Origin of the sequence: Roseobacter sp. HKCC-CH-9351 (assembly GCF_037830295.1) — a bacterium.
Taxonomy (GTDB): Bacteria; Pseudomonadota; Alphaproteobacteria; order Rhodobacterales; family Rhodobacteraceae; genus M30B80.
Genome location: NZ_JBBLYM010000001.1, coordinates 1,552,952 through 1,578,357 on the forward strand (window position 1 = coordinate 1,552,952; position 25,406 = coordinate 1,578,357).

Sequence of the window (25,406 nt, forward strand, 5' to 3'; positions counted from 1 at the left end):
TATGTTGCATAGAGGTATCTCACTGAACAGTCAGATTGTGGTAGCTTTTGCATTTCTTTTTAGCATTACTGTCTACGGAGATTTGTTAAAGCGCTTACTTGCCCCTTTTTGGGCTCTTGGGGCTTTGTATGCTCTCGCATGTTGCTGGCTATTAATGGTGTTTTTTATATTTGTACGTCGGCGCGTGTTCCGTACGAATGTCTATGTTATGATCCCTTTTGCATCTATTATCACTTTATATTTTATCCAGATATTTGTTCACCCACAATTTTTCTCTTTAGATGCATTGGTGTTTTTTCTTTATTTTCTTGTTCCTGTGACTTCCCTAATCCTGTGGAATTCGTTTAGTGAGGAAATCGATACACGGAGAATAGTGTTCATATTTGGGATTTTTATGCTTCCCCATCATATCGTTGCGATTATTCAAATGTTCTTTGAACAAGGCTTTGGTGTGTCTACTGCGTATAGCGAACATGGTGGCGTGATTTTACGTAGTTTCATTGCTCCGACTGTCGAAGAACATACGACGGTATACGCGCGGCTTCCCGGGTTATTTGTGTCGGCTGACCGCTATGCCGGTATGTCTGCATTGCAGGTTGCATTGAGTGCATATCTTGTAAGCTTAGACCGAAAAAATACATCAATCGATTTGTCAAAGTTTATATTTCTTTTAACGCTTGGAATTCTGGGCCTTTTCATTTCAGGTGTACGTTCCCGCACAGGAATTGGAATTTCGTCAATATTGGCCGCAACGATGGCGTGCTACCTTTACTGGTATTTATCGGAGAGAGTGGCTCTGAGTAAGGTATTTCGACACTTGGTTGGATTTTTGCTAGGGGCAATACCTATAATCGGTGTCTTTTGGGTTATGAATTTCGACAGTCTTATCATGTTAAAGCAAACCCTTATGTCGGATGATATTTTCATTCGTTTTGGTCAAATGTTTGCAATGTCTCTCCCGCCTGCTGACGTGACGATGGTGGGCCAGGGGATTGGCTCTTTGGGGGCGCGTCCTGCAGAATTTGGTATCTGGGCAATGTGGAGAGAGTCTGGCCTTCTATTTTCTAGTTTCTTGTTGCTTTCTTATTTTACTGTGATTGTTGTTTGCATGATTGCGATTATTGGGGGCATTCGCGCTAATAACGTTGGCGACACTTCGGTCATCTTCTGCTTTCTTGGTTTTCTAATGTTTGGAATGCTCGCCGGATTTTCGACAAACTTTGAGTACTCACTAGGTCTAGCGCTCTTCACATTGACGGGCATGGCGTTGCGTCGGAGCGCTCCTAAATGGCTTGTGCAATCCTCCTTGTTTGGACGCAGCAAGGCTTCGTCTTTTGGAGGTATAAGCAAATGAATAAATTTCGTTTTTTAATATACTCAAATGTTAAGAGGCTTTTACGTAAATTATTCAATATTGAGGTTTTTTCTGCGGTTAATACGGATCCTGTCGATGTGATTTCGTATATTGTTGGCAAACGTGCTATCGATTGCGTCGTAGATGGTGGTGCTTTCCGTGGTGAATTCACATCTAAAATGCTTGGCCATGCCAAAGCGTCGCACTTTCATTTGTTCGAGCCAACTCCTAGTTCTTTTAATTGTCTAACTAACAGGTTTCGAGAACTTTCGAATGTAAGTGTCATCCACTCTGCGCTTAGCTCTTCTTCCGGTCGTTGTGTGTTTCATCTAAACACTTCACAGTTAACAAACTCTCTTCTGCCTGAGCATGAAAATTCTCGGCGATATCACGGAGATTTGTCGTTAACGCAAGAAGTTACAGAAGTAAGTACAATAAGCCTCGATGAATATTTTCTTGGCTCTGGCCGTCATCTCCCAAATATTATAAAGCTTGACCTTCAAGGTGGAGAGGGAGAAGCAATCAAGGGCGGGTATGAATGCTTGCGACATGCATCTATCGTGCTTTGCGAAGTTCAATTTGTCGAACTTTATCAGGGTGCAATGACCTTTACGGATTTAAACAAGGTATTCGAAAGCTTTGGTTTTCAAATATATCAAATTTTTGATGCAAGCCGTGATCGTGAAAGTGGCCGGCTTTTATTTTGTGATATTCTGTATGTTAAGCCTGAGTATTTAATTTGACTACGCACGAAGACCCGTTAGTTGTCGGTATATTAATGAATGGCCGCTGTGACGAGTGGGCACATGCGTTAGATCACTTTGAAAATCACTCTAAGCCTCGGTTGCCCATCCCTTATTCAATCCTTTCAAAATATCCTAGGGATGAAGTTCATTTTGTGGGTATAAGCTTTGGGAATGAGTTTCCAAAAACAAAGTATCCATTTTCAAGAGTAGTTTCTTATCGCAACATAATAGAGGCAAGGCGCACATGCGACCTGATAGTTGCATGGGGGCGCTATGCGATATTAAATTGCATTTTAGATTTATTTAAATTTCCTAGAAATAAAAAAACTATTATTATTAGTTATGATTGGCCTTGTTGTCGTCGACAATCAAATTTTTTGAGATCTATTTATCAAGCATTCCAGGGTTTCATGGCGAAGTTTAGTCGTGGTGTCTCTGTTATGACGGAGGAACAAAAGCTGTCTGCAAAAAGCTATTTGCCACCCTGGATAAGTGTGGAAAAAATAGACTTCAGAATTGACGCCAGTTTTTATGAATCTTTTGATCCGGCGGTATGCGATCAGGCGTGGTTCGACAAATTCAGTGAAGAAAACCGTCATCGTCCTTATATGGTCATGCTCGGCGATGAGCTCAGAATAGAAGATGACGCTATTACTGTTGCAAAAAACACAGAGATGTCTGTTGTTCGCGTGTGCCAGTACATGGACGCAGATACTAAGGCAGAAATTCTGCATAATGTGTCAGCGCAAGGATTGATTAGTAAATATCATATGATGAATAACTTAAGTTATGGACAGCTTATATTGTTGTTAAGGAATGCGTCTGGATATTTAGGTTTGGTTGATAGTACTTGGCAGCCAGCAGGCTGGACGGCTTTGAGTGAGGCTTTATGCTGCCGCCTACCAGTAATAGTTTACGATGGGCTAGTATCTCGAGAGATGCAATTTCGAGGCATTCCGGCATCTGCAATGAAGGTTATAGCTAGTGGTGACGTCGCTGGTGTTTGTGCTGCCGTTTCTGAAATTAATCTGAGCAAGCCAAATGGCGTCGAAGCTGATCAATTATCAGAATTTGTTAAAAGAGAATTATCTATGACGCCGCTCATAGAAGATACATCGGTATCTCGATGATTAAGGTATTACATGTCATCAGAAGTTTAGATAGGTCCGTTGGTGGACCAGTTGTTGGCCTAAGCCGGTTAGTTTCTGCCCAAAATGCGTCAAAATCTATAGTCCCATCGATCTTCGCAGCGCAAACTGAAAGAGATCATTTTATTCAGAGATATGATTGCAGTGTTAACGTCATAAAAGTTGAAGATTTGCCACTGAGAGCAAACAATAACTTTAGATTTTTTTATGATAAAAACAAAATTCTTCAAAATCTGATTTTTAATGCAGATATTATACATTTGCACATGGCTTGGGACTACGTTGTCTTGAAAGCGGTAGACCTTGCGCATCGCCTGAATAAACCCGTTATACTTCGGCCATGTGGGAGTTTTGAAGGATGGTCGATGGGACAAAAGGCATACAAGAAGAAACTGTATTTGAATTCAATTGGTAAGAAATTAAATTCCGTAAGCGCATTGCATTTTACAACTTCGTTTGAAGATCGGCATTCGTCTATAACCCAAAATTGGAAGGCAAATAGGTACACCATTCCCATAGGCGTTGAAAAAAACTCTGTTATGGGAGGGCAGTCTGTAAAAACAAAAAATCTACAAGATAATAAAATAAAAATACTATTTTTGGGTCGTTTGAATTACAAAAAGCAGCCAGAAAAAGTATTGTACTCTCTCAAGTTCTTATTGGAAAATTCAAAAAACGAGTTTTCCGTCCGTTTTGTTGGCCACGGCGATGGTGATTACATTGGATCATTGATTGCTCTATCAAAGCGCCTTGGAGTTGAGAATGCTGTTACTTTTGCAGGGCCTGCTGATAGTGTACAGGTTACACAAGAACTTCGTGATGCTCATGTCTTCATTTTGCCCAGTCTGCAAGAGAACCTAAGCATCGCCACTATTGAGGCGATGTCTCATGGTTTGCCGGTAATCATAAGTGACCGAGTTGCAATCCATCAGGATGTTTCGATTTATGAAGCAGGACGTGTAGTACCATTTGGGCAGGCACATTACGGCAAGGAAGTCCTCGATATGTTTTCTGAAAGAGACCTCTATGACCGTATGTGTGAAAATGCATTTAGATTGGCGTCAGATAAATTTTCAATTAGCGAAAACTGTAAAGATATTTTGCAGATGTACAGAGATGTTTTGACACGTTAATTTTAGCTTTTTAGAAAAACTCCATGTTTTAAAGCATCTTGGTAAGTTAGCGCGACACCTGTCTCTAAATTAATTTTGGGTTTCCATCCTAGGTTGCTTAGCTTGGAACTATCCATGAGCTTCCGAGGGGTCCCGTCGGGATAGTCCGGATTGAATACAATTTCCGCTGGGTATTGGAGCACTTTTGTAATAATTGAAGCCAAATCATGGATGCTAACCTCGTGCCCAGTTCCGACATTTATGTGTTGGTCCTCCGAATATTGCTTCAATAAGTAAATTAGTGCGTCTGCCAAGTCGTCACAGTGCATAAATTCACGTAGCGGTTTGCCGGTGCCCCAAATTTCGACTTTTGAGTGTCCATTAATTTTTGCTGTGTGAAATTTACGCAATAGGGCAGGGAGGACGTGAGAGTTCTTGAGGTCGTAATTGTCACCCGGTCCGTATAGATTGGTTGGCATTGCCGAGATCCAATCCCTTCCAAACTGCCTGCGAGTGGCTTCTACTAATTTAATTCCTGCAATTTTTGCAATCGCATAGGGTTCGTTGGTCGGCTCTAGAACCCCACTAAGAAGCTGATCTTCATCGATCGGCTGATTGGCCAGTTTGGGATATATGCAGGACGATCCGAGAAAAAGTAATCGTTCAACATCACGTTGGTGGCTCGCTGAGAGAACTGAGTTTTGAATACTTAAATTATCGAATAAAAAATCAAACGGATAAGTGTTGTTGGCATGTATGCCTCCAACTTTTGCAGCTGCTAGAACTACAACATCTGGTCTGCTATCCCTCATCCATTGGTTTAAGGCCGATTGATCTCTAAGGTCTAGTGTTTCTCTGTCTACTGTCAGTATCTCGCAGTCCTCATCTTTGAGTCGTCTACAAACAGCAGATCCGACCATGCCTCGGTGGCCTGCGACGAATATTTTTTTTCCTTTAAGATTATAATGCATGTCAGCCCTCCAAGCTGACTGGCAAGCTTAATCCGTGCTCGCCGAGTAACTTAGTGCGTTTTGCAGCTATAAGGTCCGCCGCTACCATTTCAGCGCACATTGCTTTTGCAGTTATTTTAGGGGCCCAACCAAGTTCGGCTCTCGCTGCAGATGCATCTCCGAGGAGTGTCTCGACTTCGCTAGGCCTAAAATACTTGGGATCAACCTTTACAAGTATGTCGCCCGTGTTAACTTGAGGGGCGCGCTTGTGGTCCACGCTTATCACTCTACCAATTTCATCAATGCCTCGGCCTTGGAATTCTAGTTTAATTCCCAGCTCAGCTGCAGACCACTTGATGAATTCACGCACGCTATATTGTTGCCCAGTTGCAATGACGTAGTCCTTTGGATCTTTTTGTTGCAACATTAGCCATTGCATTTCTACGTAGTCCTTTGCGTGCCCCCAGTCACGAAGGGCGTCAAGGTTTCCCATAAATAGGCAGTTTTCAATGCCAAGCGCCACATTGGCCAGTCCCCTTGTGATTTTTCTGGTTACAAAAGTTTCTCCGCGACGAGGACTTTCGTGATTAAATAAAATCCCATTGCATGCATAAATATTGTAAGCTTCTCTATAGTTAACGGTAATCCAATATGCGTATAGTTTTGCAACTGCGTACGGACTTGTCGGGTAAAACGGTGTTGTCTCGCTTTGTGGAGTTTCGCGCACTTTTCCGTACAGTTCTGATGTTGACGCTTGATAAAATCTTGTCTTTTTTTCCAAACCTAAGAAACGTATTGCTTCTAGAAGTCTTAGTGTACCCAGAGCGTCCACATCGGCTGTGTATTCAGGCGTTTCAAAGCTAACGGCGACGTGCGATTGCGCTGCTAGATTGTAAACTTCATCAGGCTCTATATCTCTCATAAGCCGTATGATGCTGGAACTGTCAGTGAGGTCGCCATAGTGTAACTTCAGCTGCCGACCTTCCAGGTGTGGATCCTCATAAATATGGTCAATTCGCTGAGTGTTGAAAGAAGAAGCCCTACGTTTTATTCCATGAACTTCATAGCCTTTGCTCATGAGAAGTTCTGCAAGATATGATCCATCTTGGCCCGTGATGCCGGTGATAAGAGCTTTCTTCATATTTTTGCCACATTCCATGTTGCTGTTGAAGATTTGTTGCTGAAGTTATCAACTTAATCTAAGAACGCGCTTACGATTAGAAGCTTACACGTCAAATTCTAGGGTATGTTCTAGAGATGATGTACTTAGGTTACAATGCTGGTGGGCAGGATGTTTGCTCGGTAAGAGGTTTCAATGCGTGGACGGCTAATCCGTCGCATAAGCGGATGGATGAAATTTTTCAACACCTTGCGCAAATGGGCTCAATTAGGCGGGCGGTTAAACGTGTTGCGTCCAATTGTGTCGGAGTTCAATGAAGGTGCTGGTGTTGTTGGTGGGCACTATTTTCACCAGGATCTCGTTGTAGCGAAGTTAATCCACGAACATAATCCAGTACGACATGTAGATATTGGATCTCGTATTGACGGGTTTGTCGCCCACGTAGCAAGCTTCCGAAAAATTGAAATCATCGATATCCGTGAACTGGAAGATAGTGTGCATACAAATATTGTTTTTACGCGCGCTGATCTGATGCGCCCACTGGATCTTGGTGTCGTTGACTCCCTGTCATGCCTGCACGCCTTAGAACATTTTGGTCTTGGCCGCTACGGGGATCCTGTAGACCCTCATGGTCATGAAAGCGGTTTGTCTAATATGGTCAACGCTGTTGCTTCGGGGGGACGATTTTATGTGAGTTTCCCAATTTCGTTCACTCCCCGCGTCGAATTTAACGCCCACCGGGTTCTTCATCCTGAGTGGATTTTAGATCAACCATGTGTATCGAAAGCTCTCAAGCTTGTGCGTTTTGACTTTGTAAATGATCGAGGTCAACTTTCGCATGACAGTTCAATTGGTGATTTGCCACGAAATTTGAGATACGGATGTGGCATCTACACATTCGAAAAAATATAAACACTCCTAACAACCTTGAGGTTTGTGATTTGATTTTGCCTGTAATTCTGTGCGGTGGCTCTGGAACACGACTTTGGCCTGTAAGCAGGTCGGCTTATCCTAAACAGTTTGTTGCGATGCATGGTGAAGGTAGTTTGTACCAGCAGGCCTTGAAACGCGTTTCTGGATCAGGTTTTTCTGATCCGGTCGTGATCACGTCAGATCAATTCCGCTTTACAGCTGCAGAGCAATTGCAAAGCTTTGGTGTCGAGCGGCATTCTATTCTTCTTGAGCCTGAGGGTCGCAACACGGCACCCGCCGTTCTTGCCGTAAGTCTCTGGGCAGCTGCTCGGGATCCCAAGGCTGTTCTGCTATTGGTTCCTTCTGATCATGTGATACCTGATGCAGACGCTTTCAACGCTGCCGTATTTAAAGCGTTTGATGCTGCTGTTGCGGGCAGTATTTTAACGTTCGGAATTCGACCGGATCGACCAGAAACCGGTTATGGATATCTTGAGGTTGGCCAATCCTTTTTGAATGACTGCAAGTCCCTAAAACGTTTTGTTGAAAAGCCCAATTTTGACCAGGCCGAAGAAATGGTTGGGTCAGGCAACTATCTTTGGAATGCGGGTATATTTCTATTTCGTGCAGACGTAATGATTGCTGCATTTGAGAGGTTTGCCCCAGATATGATTTTGCCTGCAAAAAAAGCTGTGGAACAGGCAAGAACTGACTTGGACTTTATTCGGTTAGATGCAGAAGAGTGGTCGAAGCTCCCAAAAATTTCAATTGATTACGCAATCATGGAAAAGGCAGATAACTTGTCCGTGATGCCTTATGATGGACGGTGGTCGGATTTGGGCTCTTGGTCAGCTGTGGCTGAACAATATAGAGATTTGAGCGATGACGCCGGGAATATTGTTTTAAGCAATGCGCACGCGATTGATTGTGAAAATAGTTTTCTGATGGGTGATGATGAAGGACCCCATCTTGTGGGCTTAGGTTTAAAAGATGTCGTCGCTGTTGCAACAAAAGACGCTGTCCTGCTGTCTGCGAGAGATCAAACTCAGGGTGTCCGCGAAGTGGTTGAAGTTCTGACAAAAGACGGTGTCAAACAGGCAAGAGAATTTTCTCGGGACTTTCGACCTTGGGGATGGTTCGAAAGTTTAGCGGTTGGTGAGCGGTTTCAGGTGAAACGGATTGTTGTAAAACCAGGGGGCGTTCTGTCACTTCAGTCTCATAAGCACCGAGCTGAACATTGGGTTGTTGTAGAAGGAATTGCCAAGGTCACCATAGAAGACACTGTAATGATGGTGTCTGAAAATCAATCTGTCTACGTCCCGTTGGGAGCGATCCATAGAATGGAAAATCCTGGCACAACGCCCATGGTCTTAATTGAAGTGCAAACAGGGTCGTATTTAGGCGAAGACGATATTGTCCGTTACGAAGACCTTTATGATCGAACCTAGCAGGGAACGGCTTAATTCGTGGTATAGCCATTGGGGTTTTTAGATTGCCAATTCCAAATTGAACTGCACATGTCGTTGATATTTAGCTTAGCTTGCCAGCCCAAAAGATGCCTCGCTTTTTCAACACCTGCGATGCTTCGCGCGACATCTCCGGGACGCCGAGCTCCGATTTTGTGGCGTATTTTTTGTCCTGAGGCCTGTTCGAATGCTTTGACCATCTCTAGTACGGTAGTGCCATACCCAGTTCCGATATTTATTGCGTCACAGGCCCGAGAATTCATGCAAAAATCAACAGCAGACACATGAGCTCGCGCTAAATCTTCAACATGTATGTAGTCGCGTTCTCCCGATCCATCGCGCGTATCGTAATCCGTGCCGTGAATATTTAGAAATGGTAGGTTTCCGACAGCGACTTGTGCGATGTATGGAACCAAGTTATTTGGGATGCCATTCGGATCTTCCCCGATATCTCCAGAAGCGTGAGCTCCAACCGGGTTGAAGTAACGCAGCAAAACGGCGCTTGCACCCGATAAAGATGATGCCCAGTCTCGAATTATTCCTTCAGAAAAATATTTCGTACGTCCATATGTATTAGAAGGCTGTAGTGGATGTTTTTCATCGTAGGGCAGGTACTGTGGCTCTCCATAGACAGTTGCTGACGATGAGAAAACGATCCTCTTGCAATTATGGTTTGCCATAACTTTCAGTAGGTTCATTGTACCCGCCACATTTGCATCATAATAACGCAAAGGATACTGATGTGACTCTCCTACAGATTTCAGCCCAGCGAAGTGGATGACGGCATCGGGCTTAAAACCTGTGAATATCGTATCAACCATGCCTTTATTTTGGATATTGCAATTAAAATACCGAAAGTTCGTGTTGGTTAATTTCTGAACGCGCTCTAATGCTACGGGCGAGCTATTTATGAAGTTATCCAGAACAACCACATTGTGTCTCAACTCAAGAAGTTTAAGCAAAGTGTGGCTGCCAATGTAGCCGGCTCCTCCAGTGACCAGTATCCTCATCTTTTAGTCTTTCAGATCAATTGATATCTCAATGTATATAAAATTAGGTGCCTCTCCTCCTTTGAGGCTCATTAGTGTTTGTCAGCTTACTAGGTATCCGATTTGACCATAGTATAAAGAGCTTTCGATGTCAGTCCTAACCTCTAGCAAGAGCTTGCCGGCACGGGTTTAAGGTGTGTTTTCCAAGGTCAAGTGAGTGTTGGAATAGCTAAAGACTGAAAAGGGATTTGTCGAGGAGCTGAGAAACCCTTTTCATCACAAATTGTTAGACAAATTGATCATCATGACTTGACGGCCTACATAATGAGATCAAGACCGTCCAAAACCAAGATTTTTCGGAAGTCTCTGAGGCGTGAAGCTCTACTGCCATACGCGCGCCTCAAGCTGAAAATGTGGCTTCTCCCACCCGAACGTGTTGATCAGGCGCCGACACAAATGTAGTGTTGATCGTGGCAGGCATACAGAAAACAGTTCATGTAATATTGCTCACAGTTTTTAGATTATAATGAAGTCTTTATTTTTCTTATTATCCAGTTTGGCGATTTCCTATTTTTGTCTGAATATACTTTCTAGTATTCAGGGTTATGTGATAACATCTGGTGATCAGAATTGGTTTCTGCCTATTGCTTGGGCCTTTTCTGAAACTGGTATTCTATTCCACCCTCTTAGATCTCCGATTCAAGACAATCCTGAATATTTGCTTATTTGGCATGGTTGGCTAATGCCATGGCTTCAGGGGCATTTGAACCCTCTGCGGGAATACAGCCATGTTCGCCTCTCAGGCGACATCATAGCATTATTGACTTTTTGCGCTTATGCTCACTACTTACATAGACAATTTGGGAGCAAATATGCAGCGATTTGCACCCCAGCTTTGGCAGCAGTTCTCGCATATCAAGTTGGCCGCCCAGAGCTAATCGTTTCGGCAATTCTAATTGTGCATTTCTATCTCGAGCGCAAGTTTGATCCACTGCCGTTGTTGGCGTCCACGCTTGCGCTTCTTGCTATCACCAGTCCCGCAGCAGGCCTGCTCGTTAGCGTGATGCTTCTATTGCGCCTGTGTGCCTCTATGAACGATCGCCGCGAGTTCTTTGCTCTTTTGTTTAAACTAACGGTGGTCGTGCCACTGCTCGTTTACTGTTTAACGTCAATACTTTCCGGAATAAACCCATTTGATTGGCTGCGTGGTATTATTGATCACGGGCAGATTGTATCTGATCGCTTTGGATCAGGCTTTGTCCAATACTTTGTGCTCCACTCTAAAATTCCGTTCAACTTTATGCTGTTAATTCCTCTAGTAGTCATAATGACGCTTTTTATCCGGCACTCCGACCCGGCGATAGCCTCAATTCTTGCGCTAATCATTGTTTTCCTTATTTGGTATTTATCTTTCCGGCTACCGCTAGCCGTCTATAATTTTCTATCACTGGCGCCAATTATTTTAGTTTCCTTTGGAGAAAGACTGTCTGATATTAATAAGATAATTGTGCGACAAGCACTATTTTCAATAGTACTTCTTTCGCTGGCCTGTTCGATGGCTATGGGCAGAAACGGGCTAATAGATGTTATTAACTTCAAGGGTGGTAATCGTGTGTCTGACTGGCTTAGTGCAGTACAAGCTCTTCCGGTTAATTCTGTCATCCGCCATAATTTTGACGGCGATCCATTTATTTTTTCTTCTGGGATAGAGCCTTCCACTTTTCTTGCTGCTGTTCAGCAAGGCTTAATCCCAAGAATGGATGGGGAACTACATGTTGATATGCTGACGGAAAAAAACTCGTTGCTGCCAAGAGGCGATTTAAACGATGAACATTCGTTTTTCCTAGATGTACAAAGTAATTCTGGACGGCTTGCGCCTTTACGTGACAGTGAGGAATGTATTCTCGTGTCGAATTTTCATCCATTGGCACCTGAGTTCTTTGCAATTCCTCTTGGAAGAACGCTGAAAGACTGGTCCTTTGCTATTATTCTGGAGGAGCCCTGCATTGTACCTTGACATCCCTCGGTCTTTGAATTGCTGCGGGTTAAACAGTAAATTATGCTTATGATTGGCTGTGCATAGCTCATGTTGGGATGTAGGGGAGGGCTGCCATTTTTGGACTTTACATGAGCTGGTGGCGCGATCAGATCTCGACACAGCGATCATTGTCTTGAATTAATAAATGTACAGCCGGTTTAAGGGCGTTAATAAGAGATAATTTTGTTCAACGTGTTTGTGAGTGGATTAACAGTACCAATTACGCCTCATTGAGATGCAGGCCACTTCGCGCTATAAACCGCTGCACAACGCCCTTGTACTATCGTATGAATGTCGTAGTCCGTGCAAACGTAATAGCATGCATGATATTTTTTACCAAACTTTCAAATGGCCTGAAGTTTAATGAGTGATAGCGTGAATACTGTGCTGGTAGTGGATCTGGATGGCACGCTGCTTAAGTCCGACATGTTGTATGAAAGCTTCTGGAGCGCCTTGTCTAGAAACTGGCGCAGCCCTTTTTTATCCGTTGCAGCACTTGGGCGCGGCAAAGCAGCCCTAAAAACTTATCTGCGCTCTGAAGCAGATGTTGACGCGACTTCCTTGCCCTATGATGACGTGGTGATTGAGTACATACGGGCTCATCGAGCACAGGGCGGGCGCACGGCACTGGTAACGGCATCCAATCAGGTGTTTGCCAACGACATTGCCGAGCATTTGCAGATTTTTGACGAGGTGCATGGGTCAGGCGCAGCGCACAATCTAAAAGGGTCAAACAAAGCGAACTTCCTTGTGGAACGCTTTGGTGATGTGGGCTTTTGCTACATGGGGGACGCGGCTGCTGATTTGCCTGTTTGGGAAGTGGCTAACAAAGTTGTAACGGTCAACGCAACCCCGTCTGTGCGCCAACAAGCAGAGGGTCTTGGCAAGCCCTTCGAGCATTTGGCGACAACAGCCATGTCGCTGCGCCCATACGTGAAAGCTTTGCGGCCGCATCAATGGTTCAAGAATATTTTGATATTCCTACCCATGCTGGCTGGACATCAACTTGACGCAGCAACATTCATCAGCAGCATTCTTGCCTTTACTGCGTTCAGTCTCGTTGCCTCAAGTGTTTATGTGCTGAACGATTTGTTGGATTTGAATGCGGATAGGATCCATCCGCGCAAGCGATTGCGCCCTTTCGCTTCTGGTGCTGTTCCTATCGCACACGGCAGTATTTTGGCACTGGGCTTGTTGGCTGTCGGCGCTTTGTTTGCAGCAGTATTAGGCTCAAAGTTCTTGCTGACGCTTGTAGCCTATTACGTGCTCACCACGGCCTATTCTTTGTCACTGAAACGTAAAATCATCATCGATATATGCGTCTTGGCAGGGCTCTACACCATGCGCATTCTAGCAGGCGGTGTTGCGACAGGGATTGATTTGTCTGTGTGGCTGTTTGCTTTTTCTATCTTCTTCTTTTTCTCACTGGCGGCTGTGAAGCGCCAAGCTGAATTGGTGGATATGGCGGAGCGTGGCGCTTTAACAGCAAAAGGGCGCGGTTATCACGTTGGGGATTTGTCTATCATCAGCATGGTAGGTCTCGCTGCTGGCTATATCTCCGTATTGGTAATGGCACTTTATGTGAACTCAACTGCTGTGCGAGAGCTCTACGCGCTACCAGACGCGCTTTGGGGTATCTGCTGCATATTACTCTACTGGTTGACACGCATGGTATTGCTCACCCATCGCGGCTCAATGCATGACGACCCAGTTGTTTTTGCAGCGAAAGACCGGGTGAGCCAAATCTGTTTTGTAGCCATGTTGGCCTTCGCTATCGGAGGCGCTCTCCTATGACCTTGCAGTCGTTGGTGCTCCGCTACACTCTCTTCGCTGTGTTGGCGACTTTGGCGAACTTGGTCACACAGCGCGGAGTTTTATGGTTTGGCGATAGTGGTACTGTGTTCACATTCGCTGTAGCAGCGGGAACCATAGTGGGCTTGGTGCTCAAATACATTTTGGACAAACGCTGGATCTTTGGCGACATGAGCGTGGGTGTCAAAGCGCATAGCAAACGGTTCTCTCGATACACAGTTATGGGTTTCGTGACTACTGCGATATTTTGGGGTATGGAGACTGCATTTTGGCTAGTCTGGAAAACTGATGCTATGCGTGAGTTGGGCGCAGTTCTGGGGCTCAGTATGGGCTATCTGGTCAAATATAACTTGGACCGCCGCTTTGTGTTTAGTGATACAGAACTGGGGAACGTGACATGACCCTGTCGGGCTGGGGGCGATATCCGCGTATTGACGCGAAACTCACTGCTCCTCACAGCGAAGACGCCTTGCGAGCGCTAGTTTTGCAGGGCAATGCCATCGCACGTGGCAATGGACGAGCCTATGGCGACAGTGCGGTTAGTGCTCAGAACACTGTCCATATGCGGCATTTCAACCGCATTTTGTCCTTCGAGGCTGAGCAAGGCCAGTTGGTGGCTGAAGCAGGCGTGCTGCTTGCCGATGTTATTGATGCGTTTCTTCCGCGTGGTTGGTTCCCTTTTGTTACGCCCGGCACCAAGTTCGTCACATTGGGCGGAATGATTGCCGCAGATGTACATGGCAAAAACCATCACAAAGACGGCAGCTTTGGCACCTATGTCGACTGGATAGATGTCCTGGTCAGTGACGGGAGTATTCAACGCTGTTCTCGCAGTGAAAACGCTGAGCTCTTCGAATGGACTGTGGGCGGAATGGGGCTCACAGGTATCGTGCTCCGCGCCGCTATTCGTCTGCGCCCCGTTAGCTCGGCTTGGCTTGAACAGCGCACTTTGGTGGCAGAGAACATCAGCCATGCCATAGAGCTGTTTGAGCAGTCACAAGACGCGACCTATGCTGTGGCTTGGATTGATTGCCTTCAGAAGGGCAAATCTATGGGGCGCTCACTAGTAATGTTGGGTGAACATGCAGATGATTTAAGCGTTCCGTCTCAATATCGCAAAACACCACTACACATATCCTCCAAGCGTAGACTGCGCATCCCCTTTGAGTTTCCTAGCTGGGCGCTGAACAGTTTGAGCGTACAGGCGTTCAATGCGCTCTACTACTGGAAAGGCCAACGCAAACTAGGGAAGGAACTCGTTGATTGGGACAGCTACTTCTATCCGCTTGATGCCATACTGGGCTGGAACAAAATCTACGGACGGCGGGGCTTTGCTCAGTTCCAGTGCGTTTTACCACTACAAAGTGCCGATGAAGGTCTGCGAGCCCTTTTATTTGCTATAGCAAGTGCAGGTGCTGGCTCGTTTTTGGCGGTACTTAAACGCTTTGGCACACAAAACAGCAGGTTCTCATTCCCAATGGAGGGCTATACGCTGGCGTTGGATTTTCCTGTGAATAAGAAAACACTGGCTCTCATGGAACGATTAGACAGTATTACTCTGGAGCATAGGGGCAGGTTTTATCTCGCCAAAGACAGCCGCATATCGCGCGATGTGTTCCGGCAGTCCGAACCACGTTGGCAGGACTATCTGTCGTTCAGACACGCTAAGATGGCCACTCAAGCCTTCGCGTCAGCTCAATCACAGAGGCTGGGATTATGAGCAAAGGTACTGTGTTGGTCCTGGGCGCATTTAGCGACATTGCTAGGTCTATTGCGCATCGCTTCGCCAAAGAAGGCTATGACATCCAACTTGCTGCCCGTAACTCTGGCGGACTGGTGGCGGACACTTCCGACCTTGAGCTGCGCTACCAGGTGGCTGTGACACAGCATGAGTTTGACGCTTTGGACACAGCATCGCACGAGATGTTTGTTCAAAATCTACCAGTTCTGCCGGACATCGCTGTATGTACTGTGGGCTATATGGGTGAGCAGACCGAAAACGAACGGGATACTCAAGCTGCATCGCTAGTGATCCGCAGCAACTATGAAGGTCCCGCTAGCATCCTGGCGTTGCTTGCCAATCACTTTGAGGAACGAGGTTCAGGCTGCATAGTGGGCATCAGTTCGGTGGCAGGCGAACGAGGCCGGGCCGCCAACTATGTCTACGGTTCGGCAAAGGCTGGGTTTACAGCATTTCTTTCGGGGTTGCGTAATAGACTGGCGAAAAAAGGCGTTCATGTTGTCTCCGTGCTACCTGGTTTTGTGGCAACAAAAATGACTGCAGGCATGGATTTTCCTCGTAACCTCACTGCGCAGCCGAACCAAGTGGCAGATGCTGTCTTTAAGGCAGCACAACAGAAACAAGACATTATATATGTAAAGCCGATCTGGCAACTTATTATGATAATTATAAGACATTTACCGGAGCGGGTCTTTAAAAGAATGAATATATGATTTGGTCTCATTTTTTCATTTTCTCCTTTGATGGAGCAAGACCTTGTTTTATTTATAGGTAGTAGTCTCTAAGCTGAGGATGAAAGCTATTAGGTTAAGGAACAAGTGGCTCAAATAGATATAATGTGAATACGGGATAAAATATTACTGTCATGTTTTTAAATATTGAGAATTTTAGTTTTAAAAATTACACATTTTGAGAGAAATTAAAATAAAAAATGGGTGATTGATATGATCGGCAAATACACCATTGAAGCATATCTCATATTTATCTTGGCAATTGTTTGTTTGTTGATTTTATCAAATATAATCTCCTTAAATACTAATGGCTTTTTATGGGATTTGGATGTATACACAAGAGCTGTGAACGATTATTCCCAAGGTGTGGACCCGTATCGAGATGACGTTGGCTTTCTTTTTGTGTACCATCCATACGTCTTAAAGTTTTTTTCTTTCTTAAGTCATATATTAAGAATAGAATTATGGCTTTTGGCATTATATTTTATTTCAACGATTTTTTTCTTCCGTGAATTTATATTTTTCTCACGATCCAGTCATAATTCACCTTCAAAAGAAGTAAAGTTTTCGGTTTTTTCTATTATTTTAGTGTCTTTGTGCTACGGTGGGGCTGGATTAACTGCGATACAAACTGGAAATATCACAATATTTTTGCACTTCTTTCTGCTCGCTGTTTTTTTAAATTCTTACCGAAAAAAATCATTGAAAAAATATTATTTTTTGGCTTTTTCTATTTTTTTGTCTTCGATCGTCAAGCCTTATTTACTGGCCTATGTCATTATTTTTCCATGCCTCTCGCTGAACTATAGAGTGTTGTATTTTATTCCTGCTGTGATATTTGCATCCGCCGCAATATGGTTATCCGGGCCATTGCTTGCACCAGACTTGTTTGAAAAATTTATGTCGGCGTTAAAATATCAAACAATTGGTAAAGGTGATTTAGGATACACGATTTTCGGGTTGATTGCTCACAGGGTTGGTGAAGCAAATGGAATTATAATTCATACTTTTACTATGCTATTTTTCCTTATTTCATTTATCGTCTATTTAAAAAATTTCAATTTTAACTTTCAGTCGGAAAGGTTTTTTCCGTTGATCATTGTGTTCGTAATTTTTGTTAATCCTAGAATGAAGATTTATGACTTTCCGATTGCAGTTTTATTTGGATATTATTATCTGTGGTCATCAAGTCTTTCATTATTCAAAGTGATAAGAGTGATTGCATTTAGTTTGTTCATATCCTCTACGCCGTTGTTGTCAGCGGCTTTCCGTAAATTTGGCATTTTTGAACCTAGTGATTTTCTTTTAGACCCACGTTTATTTCAAATTATTGGATTTTCATTTATCTTCGCTATCATTGTATCTTCGGTCCGAAAGTTACCAAAGCATGAAGACGTGCGATCATCTAGCTTACGTTGAGTGTAATACTAGTTTCAAAAGTGAATCTAAGGAAAATGGTGCTGTGCCACTTAATCTGTGGCGGCACCATAATTGAATACATCTCTTATCATGCTGTTTTTGTCTTAAGCTCTCACTTTAGAACTCACATCGTCGAACACACTTAAGATCCTATTCTAGCATCTGCGTTTCGTCGTCTTTTGTTACATTGTGGAGAAATCAAAATACGGCAGATCTCAGATCATATCGCTGTCTAGTTCGAGACCAGGGGCTTAAATTTTACTTACGTTTGGCGGTGACGAATTGAATTCAATTGGCAGTTTTTTCAGGATTTCTATTGCGAGCGACGCATCCATAGAAGCGATGGCCTTCTCAAGATCAGCTATTTCAGATAAGGTGTTATTTGTATTTTGATAATGTTCAGGGTCTTCTATCATTATTCGTGGGTGTTGAGTCGATATGGATTGTTCATTGACTAATAGTTCTTCGTATAACTTTTCGCCGGGCCGTAACCCGGTAATTTCAATTGGCAAACCCTGAGGCCGCGGAGTTTCATCGCCTACGATGTACGGATCAAAGCCTTGAAGACGTACCATAGTCTTAGCAAGATCGATAATTTTTATCGGATCGCCCATGTCGAGCAGAAAAATTTCTCCGGATTCAGCCATTGCGCTGGCCTGAATAACTAATTGTGCAGCTTCGGGGATGGTCATGAAGTAGCGCGTTATTTCTGTATGTGTTACTGTAATTGGCCCCCCGTTCTTTATCTGCTCTGAAAATTTTGGAATAACTGAACCTGAAGATCCTAAAACATTTCCAAAGCGAACCGAACAATATTTTGTATTATCATACTCTGCGGCATTTGCCTGCATTATGATTTCGGATATACGCTTAGTCGCGCCCATTACATTGGTCGGCCTAACAGCTTTATCACTTGAAATAAGTGTGAAATTTTTAACTTTTAAACGTCCTGCCACCTCTGCCAAAATCTTTGTTCCAACAACATTATTTTGTAGACCTTCTATGATATTTCCTTCGACCAACGGCACATGTTTGTATGCGGCTGCATGAAAAACTGTATCGACACCATGGGACGTCATGACATTCGTTAGTAGTAATCGATTGGTAACAGAGCCCAATACTGGAACAATTTGTGGCCGTTCGTCATTGGCAGTTGTAACGTCGTTAAGTTCTTCTAGAATGCGATAAAGGGAAAATTCGGAATTTTCGAACAAAACAAGAATTTTTGGTCGCTGTTCAATTATTTGACGGCAGAGTTCGCTACCGATTGAACCGCCTGCGCCTGTAACCATTATTGACCGATTTTTGATAGTTTTTGACAGTAAGTTAGGCAGTGGTTTTACTGGATCACGCCCTAGAAGTTCTTCAACCGTAATTTTCCGCAAATCCGACACGCTAACACGACCGGAGATAAGGTCTGTGATGTTTGGAACTGTTCGTACTTCTAGACCGAGTTCGGTTAACTTTTGTGCTACATCACGGCGGTTTGATGAGCTTTGGTCCGTGGATGTGAGAATTGCGGTTTTAACGCCCAAAACGGGTATTTTTCTGGGAAGCTGATCGATTTTGATCACCCTAATTCCTCGGATTTCTGTACCTGCCAGTTTGTCATCATCGTCAATAAATAAAATTGGACGGAAGCTTTCGTTGTCTTCTAGCGCTTGAAGGGTCATACGGCCCTCTTCCCGAGCCCCATATATAAGCACAGGTTCCCGTTTCGATTGGCCATGTCTCAGATGTAGTCCGCGCATTAAGAAGCGGGAACCGCCTACAGTGATCAGTAGTAGGGCAAAATAAATACCCGGTACTGAACGCGGTACGTTTAGTGCCAAAGCCTGACTAAATACAAACATTGTTAATGCAGAAACGAGTACGCCTATCGCTACTGTTCTTACGGCTCTATCTGCCATGAAGCGGATGACAGCACGGTAAAGACCGAGACTAATGAAAGCTATAATTGTAATTGGAGTCACTGGTATCAACACAAGGAAAGGCTTTGTTGAGAAAGCCATGACATTACCATCGAGCCGCAAAGCCATTGCAAGCCAGAAGCAAGCTAGGATCGCGAATGTATCAAAGGTTACTTGAATTATGCGTTTTTTACTTCGGCTGAGCCGGAAAATTCCATGCATTAGATTTAGCATCCTAGCTCCCTTAAAAGGTAGTGTCGAAAGTGGGTAGAGTAATAGGTAACGGGGGGGCGGGGGCAAGCCTGTTACACTTTGTAGTCAACAATACGACCTTCGATGTCAGAATATGAGCTATACTGACGAGCTGCACGTGGTTTGGCGAGAGCAAATATATGTTTTCGTTGAGCTTCTCGCCAAACGACATCTATAGCGGCGGATTTGTCCGGTATATTATCTTCTAACATCTCAATACTTTTGAGCGCACATGCCTCAATCGCATGCAATGCATGAGGTTTTGCAATATAGCAGGCTGTAGTGCGTGAGTTCGATGAAATCAAAAAGTCCTCATCCACAGAAATACCGTTGCGACGGTTGTATGCAAGACAAAGAACATCCATGCGGCTGTCGCGATAAAAGCTTTCAATCAATTTATCGAGACGCGCGCGATTTACGAGAAACTCGAGATCATCTTCGCATACCATTAAGACCCTTCCAGGAGAAGGCAGGCTTGACCTTAAGATATCAAGGTGTGACATGGCACACCCAATAGATCCACGTTTGTGTTTATGAGCTGAGAAGCGCTTAATGTTTTTTGCGCCAATTTTTGAAAACTCTTTCTCCACCTGTTCGCGGCGATCAGTGCGGTGATCTAAGTTTATGTAGGTAATGTCACATCTTTCGAGGCCATAGGCAACATCCAATCCCTCGGGCTCCATACGTGGCGCCTGCCTCCATCTAAATTTGAGAATTAAATGTTGAAAAAATCTCTGAAGTTCTCGTTTTGGGCTCATAACTTCAGAACCTTACCCAATTTTTTATGTAAATGTCTTCCATTTGCTCCTTGCTTCCAGATAGCCATTGCTCAGGCGCAATGACTATCTGTTCGCTGTCTGCGTATCCATGGGCATTTGCAAGCCAAGCGCCCCACCAGCTGAAACTAGAGTTTGCAATTATGTGGTGTTTACACCGCGCCATGAGCATCATGTCACGGTAGCTGTTGCTCCCATTATTGCAGTCAACATAAGTTGTTTCAGGGCTTTTGCCAAATTCTTGAATAGCAGCCTGTAAGTCATCTGAAAAAATATAAAAATGTGGCGATCGCACTCGTTTTCTGATGTGGTCCATTGCCTTATGGTAGTAATCCCAGTGACAAATACCGTGAAAAGCATAAGTTTTTGGGTTTTGGATGTAGTCACCTCTTCTTACGTGTAGTGCGACTGGAATGGTGTCTTCCATTTCCATGGCAATTTCGGCGTTTCGACCAGTAAGGTTTTCACGAAACTTGAAGGTTTCGGCAAGTATCGTTTCAAAGCCATGAAAATACTTTGCCGATTGCCAATAACCGACAAGGTAAATCTCGGCGCCGAGCTCATTAAACCCATTCCAAAAATTGTGAGTAGGTTGTCGGATTGTGGGGCCTAGACGGTTAGGTAGCTTGCCTTCAACAGGTGTTGCGCTACCGTGCACCGCCTGCCTTTTTGAAAAACCAAGAACTTTAAAAAGGTCTAGCCAGTTCGCTGTGCAGAAGTCTCCACAGAAAATTTCGGGAAGTTGATATCCCTGGTGAGCCCGTACATCTCGGAGAGATGTAATGTCCACACGTAATTTTTGCCCGGTTCTGTGGGCTAAAGCAAAACCAGCAGCATACTGGAACATTTGGTTGCCTAACCCCCCAATTAAACGAGTAATTATCATATGCGTTGCTGCCATCTGCTGTCGTTAAACATTGCCATATCGTACAGATACTCCTACACAAACCTTAACTGTTGCGAAAGCAGATGTGTTTTGAATTTGTGACCTTACACAATTTCATTTCTAATTTTCTGGTCGTTGGGGCGGTCCGATGGTTTCATCCAAAAAGCTAAAAATTTTGATGGTTATGGACTCTTTTTCTCCGGGAGGCGCCCAGAGAGTTGTCCTTGACTTGCTTCGCGCTGCCGTTGCGGATGGCTATAAAGTGTATTTGGCCGTTTCGGTTGCAAGGGGCGAATTATTGCAGGATTTGCCTGATGGTGTTCCAGTGTTTGAGTATGGAAAATACCGTGGTTTGCATAATATTTTTAATTTGAAATTTTTTTTTGAAAGAGTTTGTTTTTTAAATGAAATTGATGTAATATTCTCAAATATGACACAGCTAAATAAAGCTGTGCTAAGGGCGAAATTTTTTTATAGATTAAGCCCTCCAGTTTTCGTAATTGAGCACACTAATATAAATCGTTACATTAAGTCTAACAATTCTTTTTGGAAGAACTTAATTCGCCCACTGGAGCTTTCTCTCCTTTATAAGACGGCTAGGGGGGTGGTAGCTGTTTCCGATGAGTTGGCTGATGAAGTAGCCTCTACATTGAAATTAGACCGTGACAGTATTGCGACCATTCATAATCCAATTAGTATTGAAGCTAACCATGAAGCTGATCGGAAGCCTAATCATTTTCGCGGGCCCGACAGAACATTTATTTCTGTAGGACGTTTAGAAGATGTAAAGAACTTCTCTCTTCTTATCAAAGCGTTTAGAGAGGTGAAATCGCTTCGTGAGGGTTATACGGACCGCTTAATTATTGTAGGGGATGGTGGGCAGTCAGGAACTCTGAAACGCCTGGTATCTGAACATCATCTGGATGAAACTGTTGAGTTTACTGGATTTACTAAGAATGTTCGGGAGCAACTTTTGAAAGCAGATTTCTTTGTATCATCGTCCAGATATGAAGGCTTTCCCCTGGCAATGCTTGAAGCGGTAGCTAATGGACTTCCATGCGTTGCAACCCCAACCACTGGCTCTAGAGAGTTGTCACGCTACCTGGGCTGCATCAAGCGTTCGAATAATCACACTGTATCGTCACTTAGCTCTGCAATGATCGAGGCGATTCACGATACTGAACTCTACGTGTCCAAAGATGATATGAACTTTGTAGAAAGCTTAACGCCAGAAATTGTTTTCACGAGATACATGAAATTTGTGAAAGAAAAAATTTGATTTGTAGGGATGATGATTTGAATTCCTAATAGGTATATAGATGAAAATAAATTTTAAGTATATTAAAGAATTAAATTCTGGACGCGAAGCAACCGGCGTGGAAATATTTTTTCTTGCGGCATCATTTTTTGTACTCCCACTTTTTGAAGCGCCAAAAAACGTAGCAAATGTTTTGTTTTTGTTGAGCTTTGTATTTCAATCACTTCGTATGCGCAATTTTGGGCGAAAAAATCCGTTTGAATGGCCCATCATTGGTTTGACAGCTGTACTGTTGATTGGGCCTGCTATGTCTGAGCTTGATGACCTTGTGCCACCCACAGCACGTTGGTACTTGTTAAGTCTTTTTGTGCTTGCGGCAGGGCGCTTAGATTATACTTCCCGCGATATGAAAATTTTAGTGGCGGCGCTGCTTTTGGGCGGGGTTTGCGCAGTGATCGAGAGCCTTTATGCGTGGTCACTGAATGATCGAACATATCCTGAATTTCGATCTGTCGGCCATGTGAACCATTCGGGAATGTATTCCTTGATCCCTTTGGCCGTGGGGATTGCAACGTTCACGGCGCGCGAGCTTTGGTTAAAAACTCTTGGCGCCTGTGCTGTGGCCGCCACACTCACATATTTGCTGCCTTCGCGCAGTTTGGTTACTGGCATTTCTACAGTGGCCATAATTATGGTAGCTGCGGTAATGGCTAGCTATGCGGCCCGAAGGCCGCGCTCCCTCACCTTTATTGTGTTGGGTGTTTTTGTTCTCGGAGTAGGGATGATGACCCTGCCCGTTGCGCAAAACTTCCGCGCTGAGGTGTTTGACCGGGTTACGGGTGATGATCTGTGGTCAGGCCGTGATAAAATCTTTAATTCTGCCATCGAGGTTTATGATCGTAATCCGCTTTTTGGTACCGGATTTCAAAGTTTTAAATTGGCCACTTCCGAAGAAATTGTTCGTACCGAGGTTGAGAGTGATGGTCGCGACTATGACGCGATAAAGGCTCGGTATTTGTTTTTTGAGCATGGACATAACCTCTGGACAACCATGTTGATTGAGCGCGGTATTCTAGGAGTGGTGCTGACAGCTTGGCTTCTTGTTGCTTACTTCCGGGCCTTTGTGCCGAATGCTATACGCTATTATTCAAAATCCGCACATCAAATGGCGGCGGCGGCAGGGGTCCTAATTGCAACAGGTTTCCTTGTAGCGGGCCTTGGCAACACCACCATGACGAATGAGCATGGTCAGGCTGGTATGGCGATGATTGCAGTTCTTTGGGGATATCTGCGCAGCAGTAACACGTAGCTTATCAGGCCCTGTGCCTCATGATTTGAGCGATGGCGCCAGAGATTCCTTTCCAATTTGATAGTAAGCTTTGCGCGAATTCATAATTTATTTGTACGATCTTTGATTTCGTCAGTAATATTGGGTGTCTTATTATTCGCATGGTTCGAACGTTCTGTTCAAGCTCATCCCCTGAAGAAGATTTCATTGAATTGACAGAACGCCTACACCGTAAGTTGATTGCCTTTGGTTTTTTTTGTAGAAATAGACTGCCGGATCAAAGATATTGAACAAATAAATTTGTTTATTATCACTTTATAAACAACGAGCCGCGAGAAGTGATTTTTAACCAAGCCATTACGTGTGGATGTGAGCGCACTGATTTTGTCTTATAAGTCGCGCTGATCAAACGCTGTGGACTTTGTATTTTACACCAACGGAGATTTCGAGATGAACAAAGTTCGCAAGGCTGTGTTTCCTGTAGCTGGCTTTGGTACGCGTTTTCTGCCTGCGACAAAAGCCATGCCCAAGGAGCTATTGCCTATCGTTGATAAGCCGTTAATCCAATACGCAGCTGAGGAAGCCATTGCAGCTGGTATCGACACACTTATTTTTGTCACGGGACGCAACAAGCGGGCGATTGAGGATCACTTCGATAACAACCAAGAGCTCGAGATGGCTTTGCGTGCTAAGGGTAAGCATGAGCAGGCCGACATGGTTAAAAACATTTTGCCTGATGGTGTGGAATGTATCTTTGTCAGACAGGCCGAGCAGCTTGGTCTCGGGCACGCGGTGCTCTGTGCAGAGCGGGTTGTGGGGAACGAACCCTTTGCTGTTCTTCTCGCTGACGACTTCTTGACTGGTGGTACAGAAATGGGCGTCACGGCTGAGCTAGTAGCCGCATTTCACACATCTGGTCACACGCAGTTGAGCGTCATGGAAGTCTCTGATGCTGACATATCGAAATACGGGGTGGTCGTGCCAGGCGAGGAGGCGGGAGCCGTCAGTGGGCTTATTGAAAAACCGCGCGCCGAAGACGCGCCGTCAAACTTAGCGAGCATTGGGCGTTATGTTCTAACACCTCAAATCTTTGATATTTTGCGGACGCAAACTAGCGGCGCAGGCGGAGAGATCCAGCTTGCCGACGCGATTAACACGCAGGCCGCAGCTGGTAATGTTCAAGCTGTAACACTTCGAGGTCGGCGCTTTGACTGTGGCAGCGTCGAAGGCTATCTCGATGCCATTATGGAAGTGGCTCGTAATCGAAGTTCGTTTATCAAAGTGCAGTCCTGAATTGATCGCGCGCAGTAACGCGCCATTATAGCGCTTATTGGGTATAAAAAGACGTCTTTAGACGCACGTATGGCATCCATCTTCGAATTAAAATCAGCGCGTTTGTCGTTGAAGAACGCAAATTGATTGTCTTCATTCTTAAGATGAAAGGTATGCTTGCTTCCGCCGGCGTGTTTTGACTTTTTTACCACGGTGCGAACGAATG

21 protein-coding genes are annotated in these 25,406 nt (G+C 44.4%); 15 read left to right on the plus strand and 6 right to left on the minus strand.

Features of this window, described 5'->3' with window-relative positions; translation table 11 throughout:
- The first annotated feature begins 1 nt into the window (after position 1).
- From AAC632_RS07835 to AAC632_RS07850, 4 genes are read left to right on the plus strand one after another with little or no spacing between them, the layout of a single operon-like run.
- Positions 2-1,354: a hypothetical protein gene (locus AAC632_RS07835; RefSeq protein ID WP_340297107.1), complete on the plus strand. Its 1,353-nt coding sequence runs from the start codon at positions 2-4 to the stop codon at positions 1,352-1,354.
- Positions 1,351-2,097 (plus strand): FkbM family methyltransferase, encoded by a 747-nt coding sequence (locus AAC632_RS07840; RefSeq protein ID WP_340297105.1) that lies wholly within the window; start codon positions 1,351-1,353, stop codon positions 2,095-2,097. Before AAC632_RS07835 ends, AAC632_RS07840 begins: the two co-directional genes overlap by 4 nt.
- On the plus strand, positions 2,094-3,230 hold the full coding sequence (locus AAC632_RS07845; protein ID WP_340297103.1) for a hypothetical protein: 1,137 nt from the start codon (positions 2,094-2,096) through the stop codon (positions 3,228-3,230). The genes AAC632_RS07840 and AAC632_RS07845 overlap by 4 nt, the downstream gene beginning before the upstream one ends.
- Complete coding sequence (locus AAC632_RS07850) at positions 3,227-4,381, plus strand: glycosyltransferase (RefSeq protein WP_340297101.1); 1,155 nt, start codon at positions 3,227-3,229, stop codon at positions 4,379-4,381. Before AAC632_RS07845 ends, AAC632_RS07850 begins: the two co-directional genes overlap by 4 nt.
- 2 nt (positions 4,382-4,383) lie before the next feature.
- Here AAC632_RS07850 and AAC632_RS07855 read toward each other — a convergent pair whose 3' ends face one another.
- Together AAC632_RS07855 and gmd are read right to left on the minus strand one after the other, a co-directional pair.
- A complete protein-coding gene (locus tag AAC632_RS07855; protein WP_340297099.1) occupies positions 4,384-5,331 on the minus strand; it encodes a GDP-L-fucose synthase family protein in 948 nt (315 codons plus the stop codon).
- 1 nt (position 5,332) lies between these two features.
- Entirely contained in the window at positions 5,333-6,451 is a 1,119-nt protein-coding gene (gene gmd, locus AAC632_RS07860; RefSeq protein ID WP_340297097.1) for a GDP-mannose 4,6-dehydratase, read from the minus strand.
- 210 nt (positions 6,452-6,661) lie between these two features.
- Between gmd and AAC632_RS07865 the strand changes: the two genes are divergently transcribed.
- The gene (locus tag AAC632_RS07865) at positions 6,662-7,342 is read left to right on the plus strand and encodes a DUF268 domain-containing protein (RefSeq protein ID WP_340297095.1); all 681 of its coding nucleotides are present in this window, start codon (positions 6,662-6,664) and stop codon (positions 7,340-7,342) included.
- The gene (locus tag AAC632_RS07870; protein WP_340297093.1) at positions 7,312-8,790 is read left to right on the plus strand and encodes a mannose-1-phosphate guanylyltransferase/mannose-6-phosphate isomerase; all 1,479 of its coding nucleotides are present in this window, start codon (positions 7,312-7,314) and stop codon (positions 8,788-8,790) included. The genes AAC632_RS07865 and AAC632_RS07870 overlap by 31 nt, the downstream gene beginning before the upstream one ends.
- 11 nt (positions 8,791-8,801) lie before the next feature.
- Here the strand turns inward: AAC632_RS07870 and galE are convergent, their stop codons facing one another.
- The gene (gene galE, locus AAC632_RS07875) at positions 8,802-9,818 is read right to left on the minus strand and encodes a UDP-glucose 4-epimerase GalE (RefSeq protein WP_340297091.1); all 1,017 of its coding nucleotides are present in this window, start codon (positions 9,816-9,818) and stop codon (positions 8,802-8,804) included.
- A 505-nt stretch (positions 9,819-10,323) separates the two neighbouring features.
- Between galE and AAC632_RS07880 the strand changes: the two genes are divergently transcribed.
- The 6 genes from AAC632_RS07880 to AAC632_RS07905 all read left to right on the plus strand — a co-directional run bounded on the left by AAC632_RS07880 (position 10,324) and on the right by AAC632_RS07905 (position 17,538).
- A complete protein-coding gene (locus AAC632_RS07880; protein ID WP_340297089.1) occupies positions 10,324-11,814 on the plus strand; it encodes a hypothetical protein in 1,491 nt (496 codons plus the stop codon).
- A gap of 384 nt (positions 11,815-12,198) precedes the next feature.
- Entirely contained in the window at positions 12,199-13,629 is a 1,431-nt protein-coding gene (locus AAC632_RS07885) for a UbiA family prenyltransferase (RefSeq protein ID WP_340297087.1), read from the plus strand.
- On the plus strand, positions 13,626-14,048 hold the full coding sequence (locus AAC632_RS07890) for a GtrA family protein (RefSeq protein WP_340297085.1): 423 nt from the start codon (positions 13,626-13,628) through the stop codon (positions 14,046-14,048). The genes AAC632_RS07885 and AAC632_RS07890 overlap by 4 nt, the downstream gene beginning before the upstream one ends.
- Complete coding sequence (locus AAC632_RS07895) at positions 14,045-15,367, plus strand: FAD-binding oxidoreductase (protein ID WP_340297084.1); 1,323 nt, start codon at positions 14,045-14,047, stop codon at positions 15,365-15,367. The genes AAC632_RS07890 and AAC632_RS07895 overlap by 4 nt, the downstream gene beginning before the upstream one ends.
- Complete coding sequence (locus AAC632_RS07900; protein WP_340297082.1) at positions 15,364-16,101, plus strand: SDR family oxidoreductase; 738 nt, start codon at positions 15,364-15,366, stop codon at positions 16,099-16,101. The genes AAC632_RS07895 and AAC632_RS07900 overlap by 4 nt, the downstream gene beginning before the upstream one ends.
- 231 nt (positions 16,102-16,332) lie before the next feature.
- Positions 16,333-17,538, plus strand: coding sequence for a hypothetical protein (locus AAC632_RS07905; RefSeq protein WP_340297080.1), 1,206 nt, complete (start codon positions 16,333-16,335; stop codon positions 17,536-17,538).
- A gap of 251 nt (positions 17,539-17,789) precedes the next feature.
- Here AAC632_RS07905 and AAC632_RS07910 read toward each other — a convergent pair whose 3' ends face one another.
- The 3 genes from AAC632_RS07910 to AAC632_RS07920 all read right to left on the minus strand — a co-directional run bounded on the left by AAC632_RS07910 (position 17,790) and on the right by AAC632_RS07920 (position 21,377).
- Positions 17,790-19,682 carry a polysaccharide biosynthesis protein gene (locus tag AAC632_RS07910; protein ID WP_340297078.1) on the minus strand — a complete coding sequence of 631 codons (1,893 nt, stop codon included), beginning with the start codon at positions 19,680-19,682 and terminating at the stop codon, positions 17,790-17,792.
- A 71-nt stretch (positions 19,683-19,753) separates the two neighbouring features.
- On the minus strand, positions 19,754-20,368 hold the full coding sequence (locus AAC632_RS07915) for a hypothetical protein (RefSeq protein WP_340297076.1): 615 nt from the start codon (positions 20,366-20,368) through the stop codon (positions 19,754-19,756).
- A gap of 94 nt (positions 20,369-20,462) precedes the next feature.
- Positions 20,463-21,377 carry an alpha-1,2-fucosyltransferase gene (locus AAC632_RS07920; protein ID WP_340297074.1) on the minus strand — a complete coding sequence of 305 codons (915 nt, stop codon included), beginning with the start codon at positions 21,375-21,377 and terminating at the stop codon, positions 20,463-20,465.
- A 133-nt stretch (positions 21,378-21,510) separates the two neighbouring features.
- Here AAC632_RS07920 and AAC632_RS07925 point away from each other — a divergent pair, with 133 nt between their 5' ends.
- The 3 genes from AAC632_RS07925 to galU all read left to right on the plus strand — a co-directional run bounded on the left by AAC632_RS07925 (position 21,511) and on the right by galU (position 25,201).
- A complete protein-coding gene (locus tag AAC632_RS07925) occupies positions 21,511-22,641 on the plus strand; it encodes a glycosyltransferase (RefSeq protein WP_340297073.1) in 1,131 nt (376 codons plus the stop codon).
- Positions 22,642-22,681: 40 nt separating this feature from the next.
- Positions 22,682-23,929, plus strand: a complete 1,248-nt coding sequence (locus tag AAC632_RS07930) for an O-antigen ligase family protein (RefSeq protein WP_340297071.1) — start codon at positions 22,682-22,684, stop codon at positions 23,927-23,929.
- A gap of 429 nt (positions 23,930-24,358) precedes the next feature.
- Positions 24,359-25,201, plus strand: a complete 843-nt coding sequence (gene galU, locus AAC632_RS07935) for a UTP--glucose-1-phosphate uridylyltransferase GalU (protein WP_340297070.1) — start codon at positions 24,359-24,361, stop codon at positions 25,199-25,201.
- Positions 25,202-25,406: the final 205 nt, after the last annotated feature.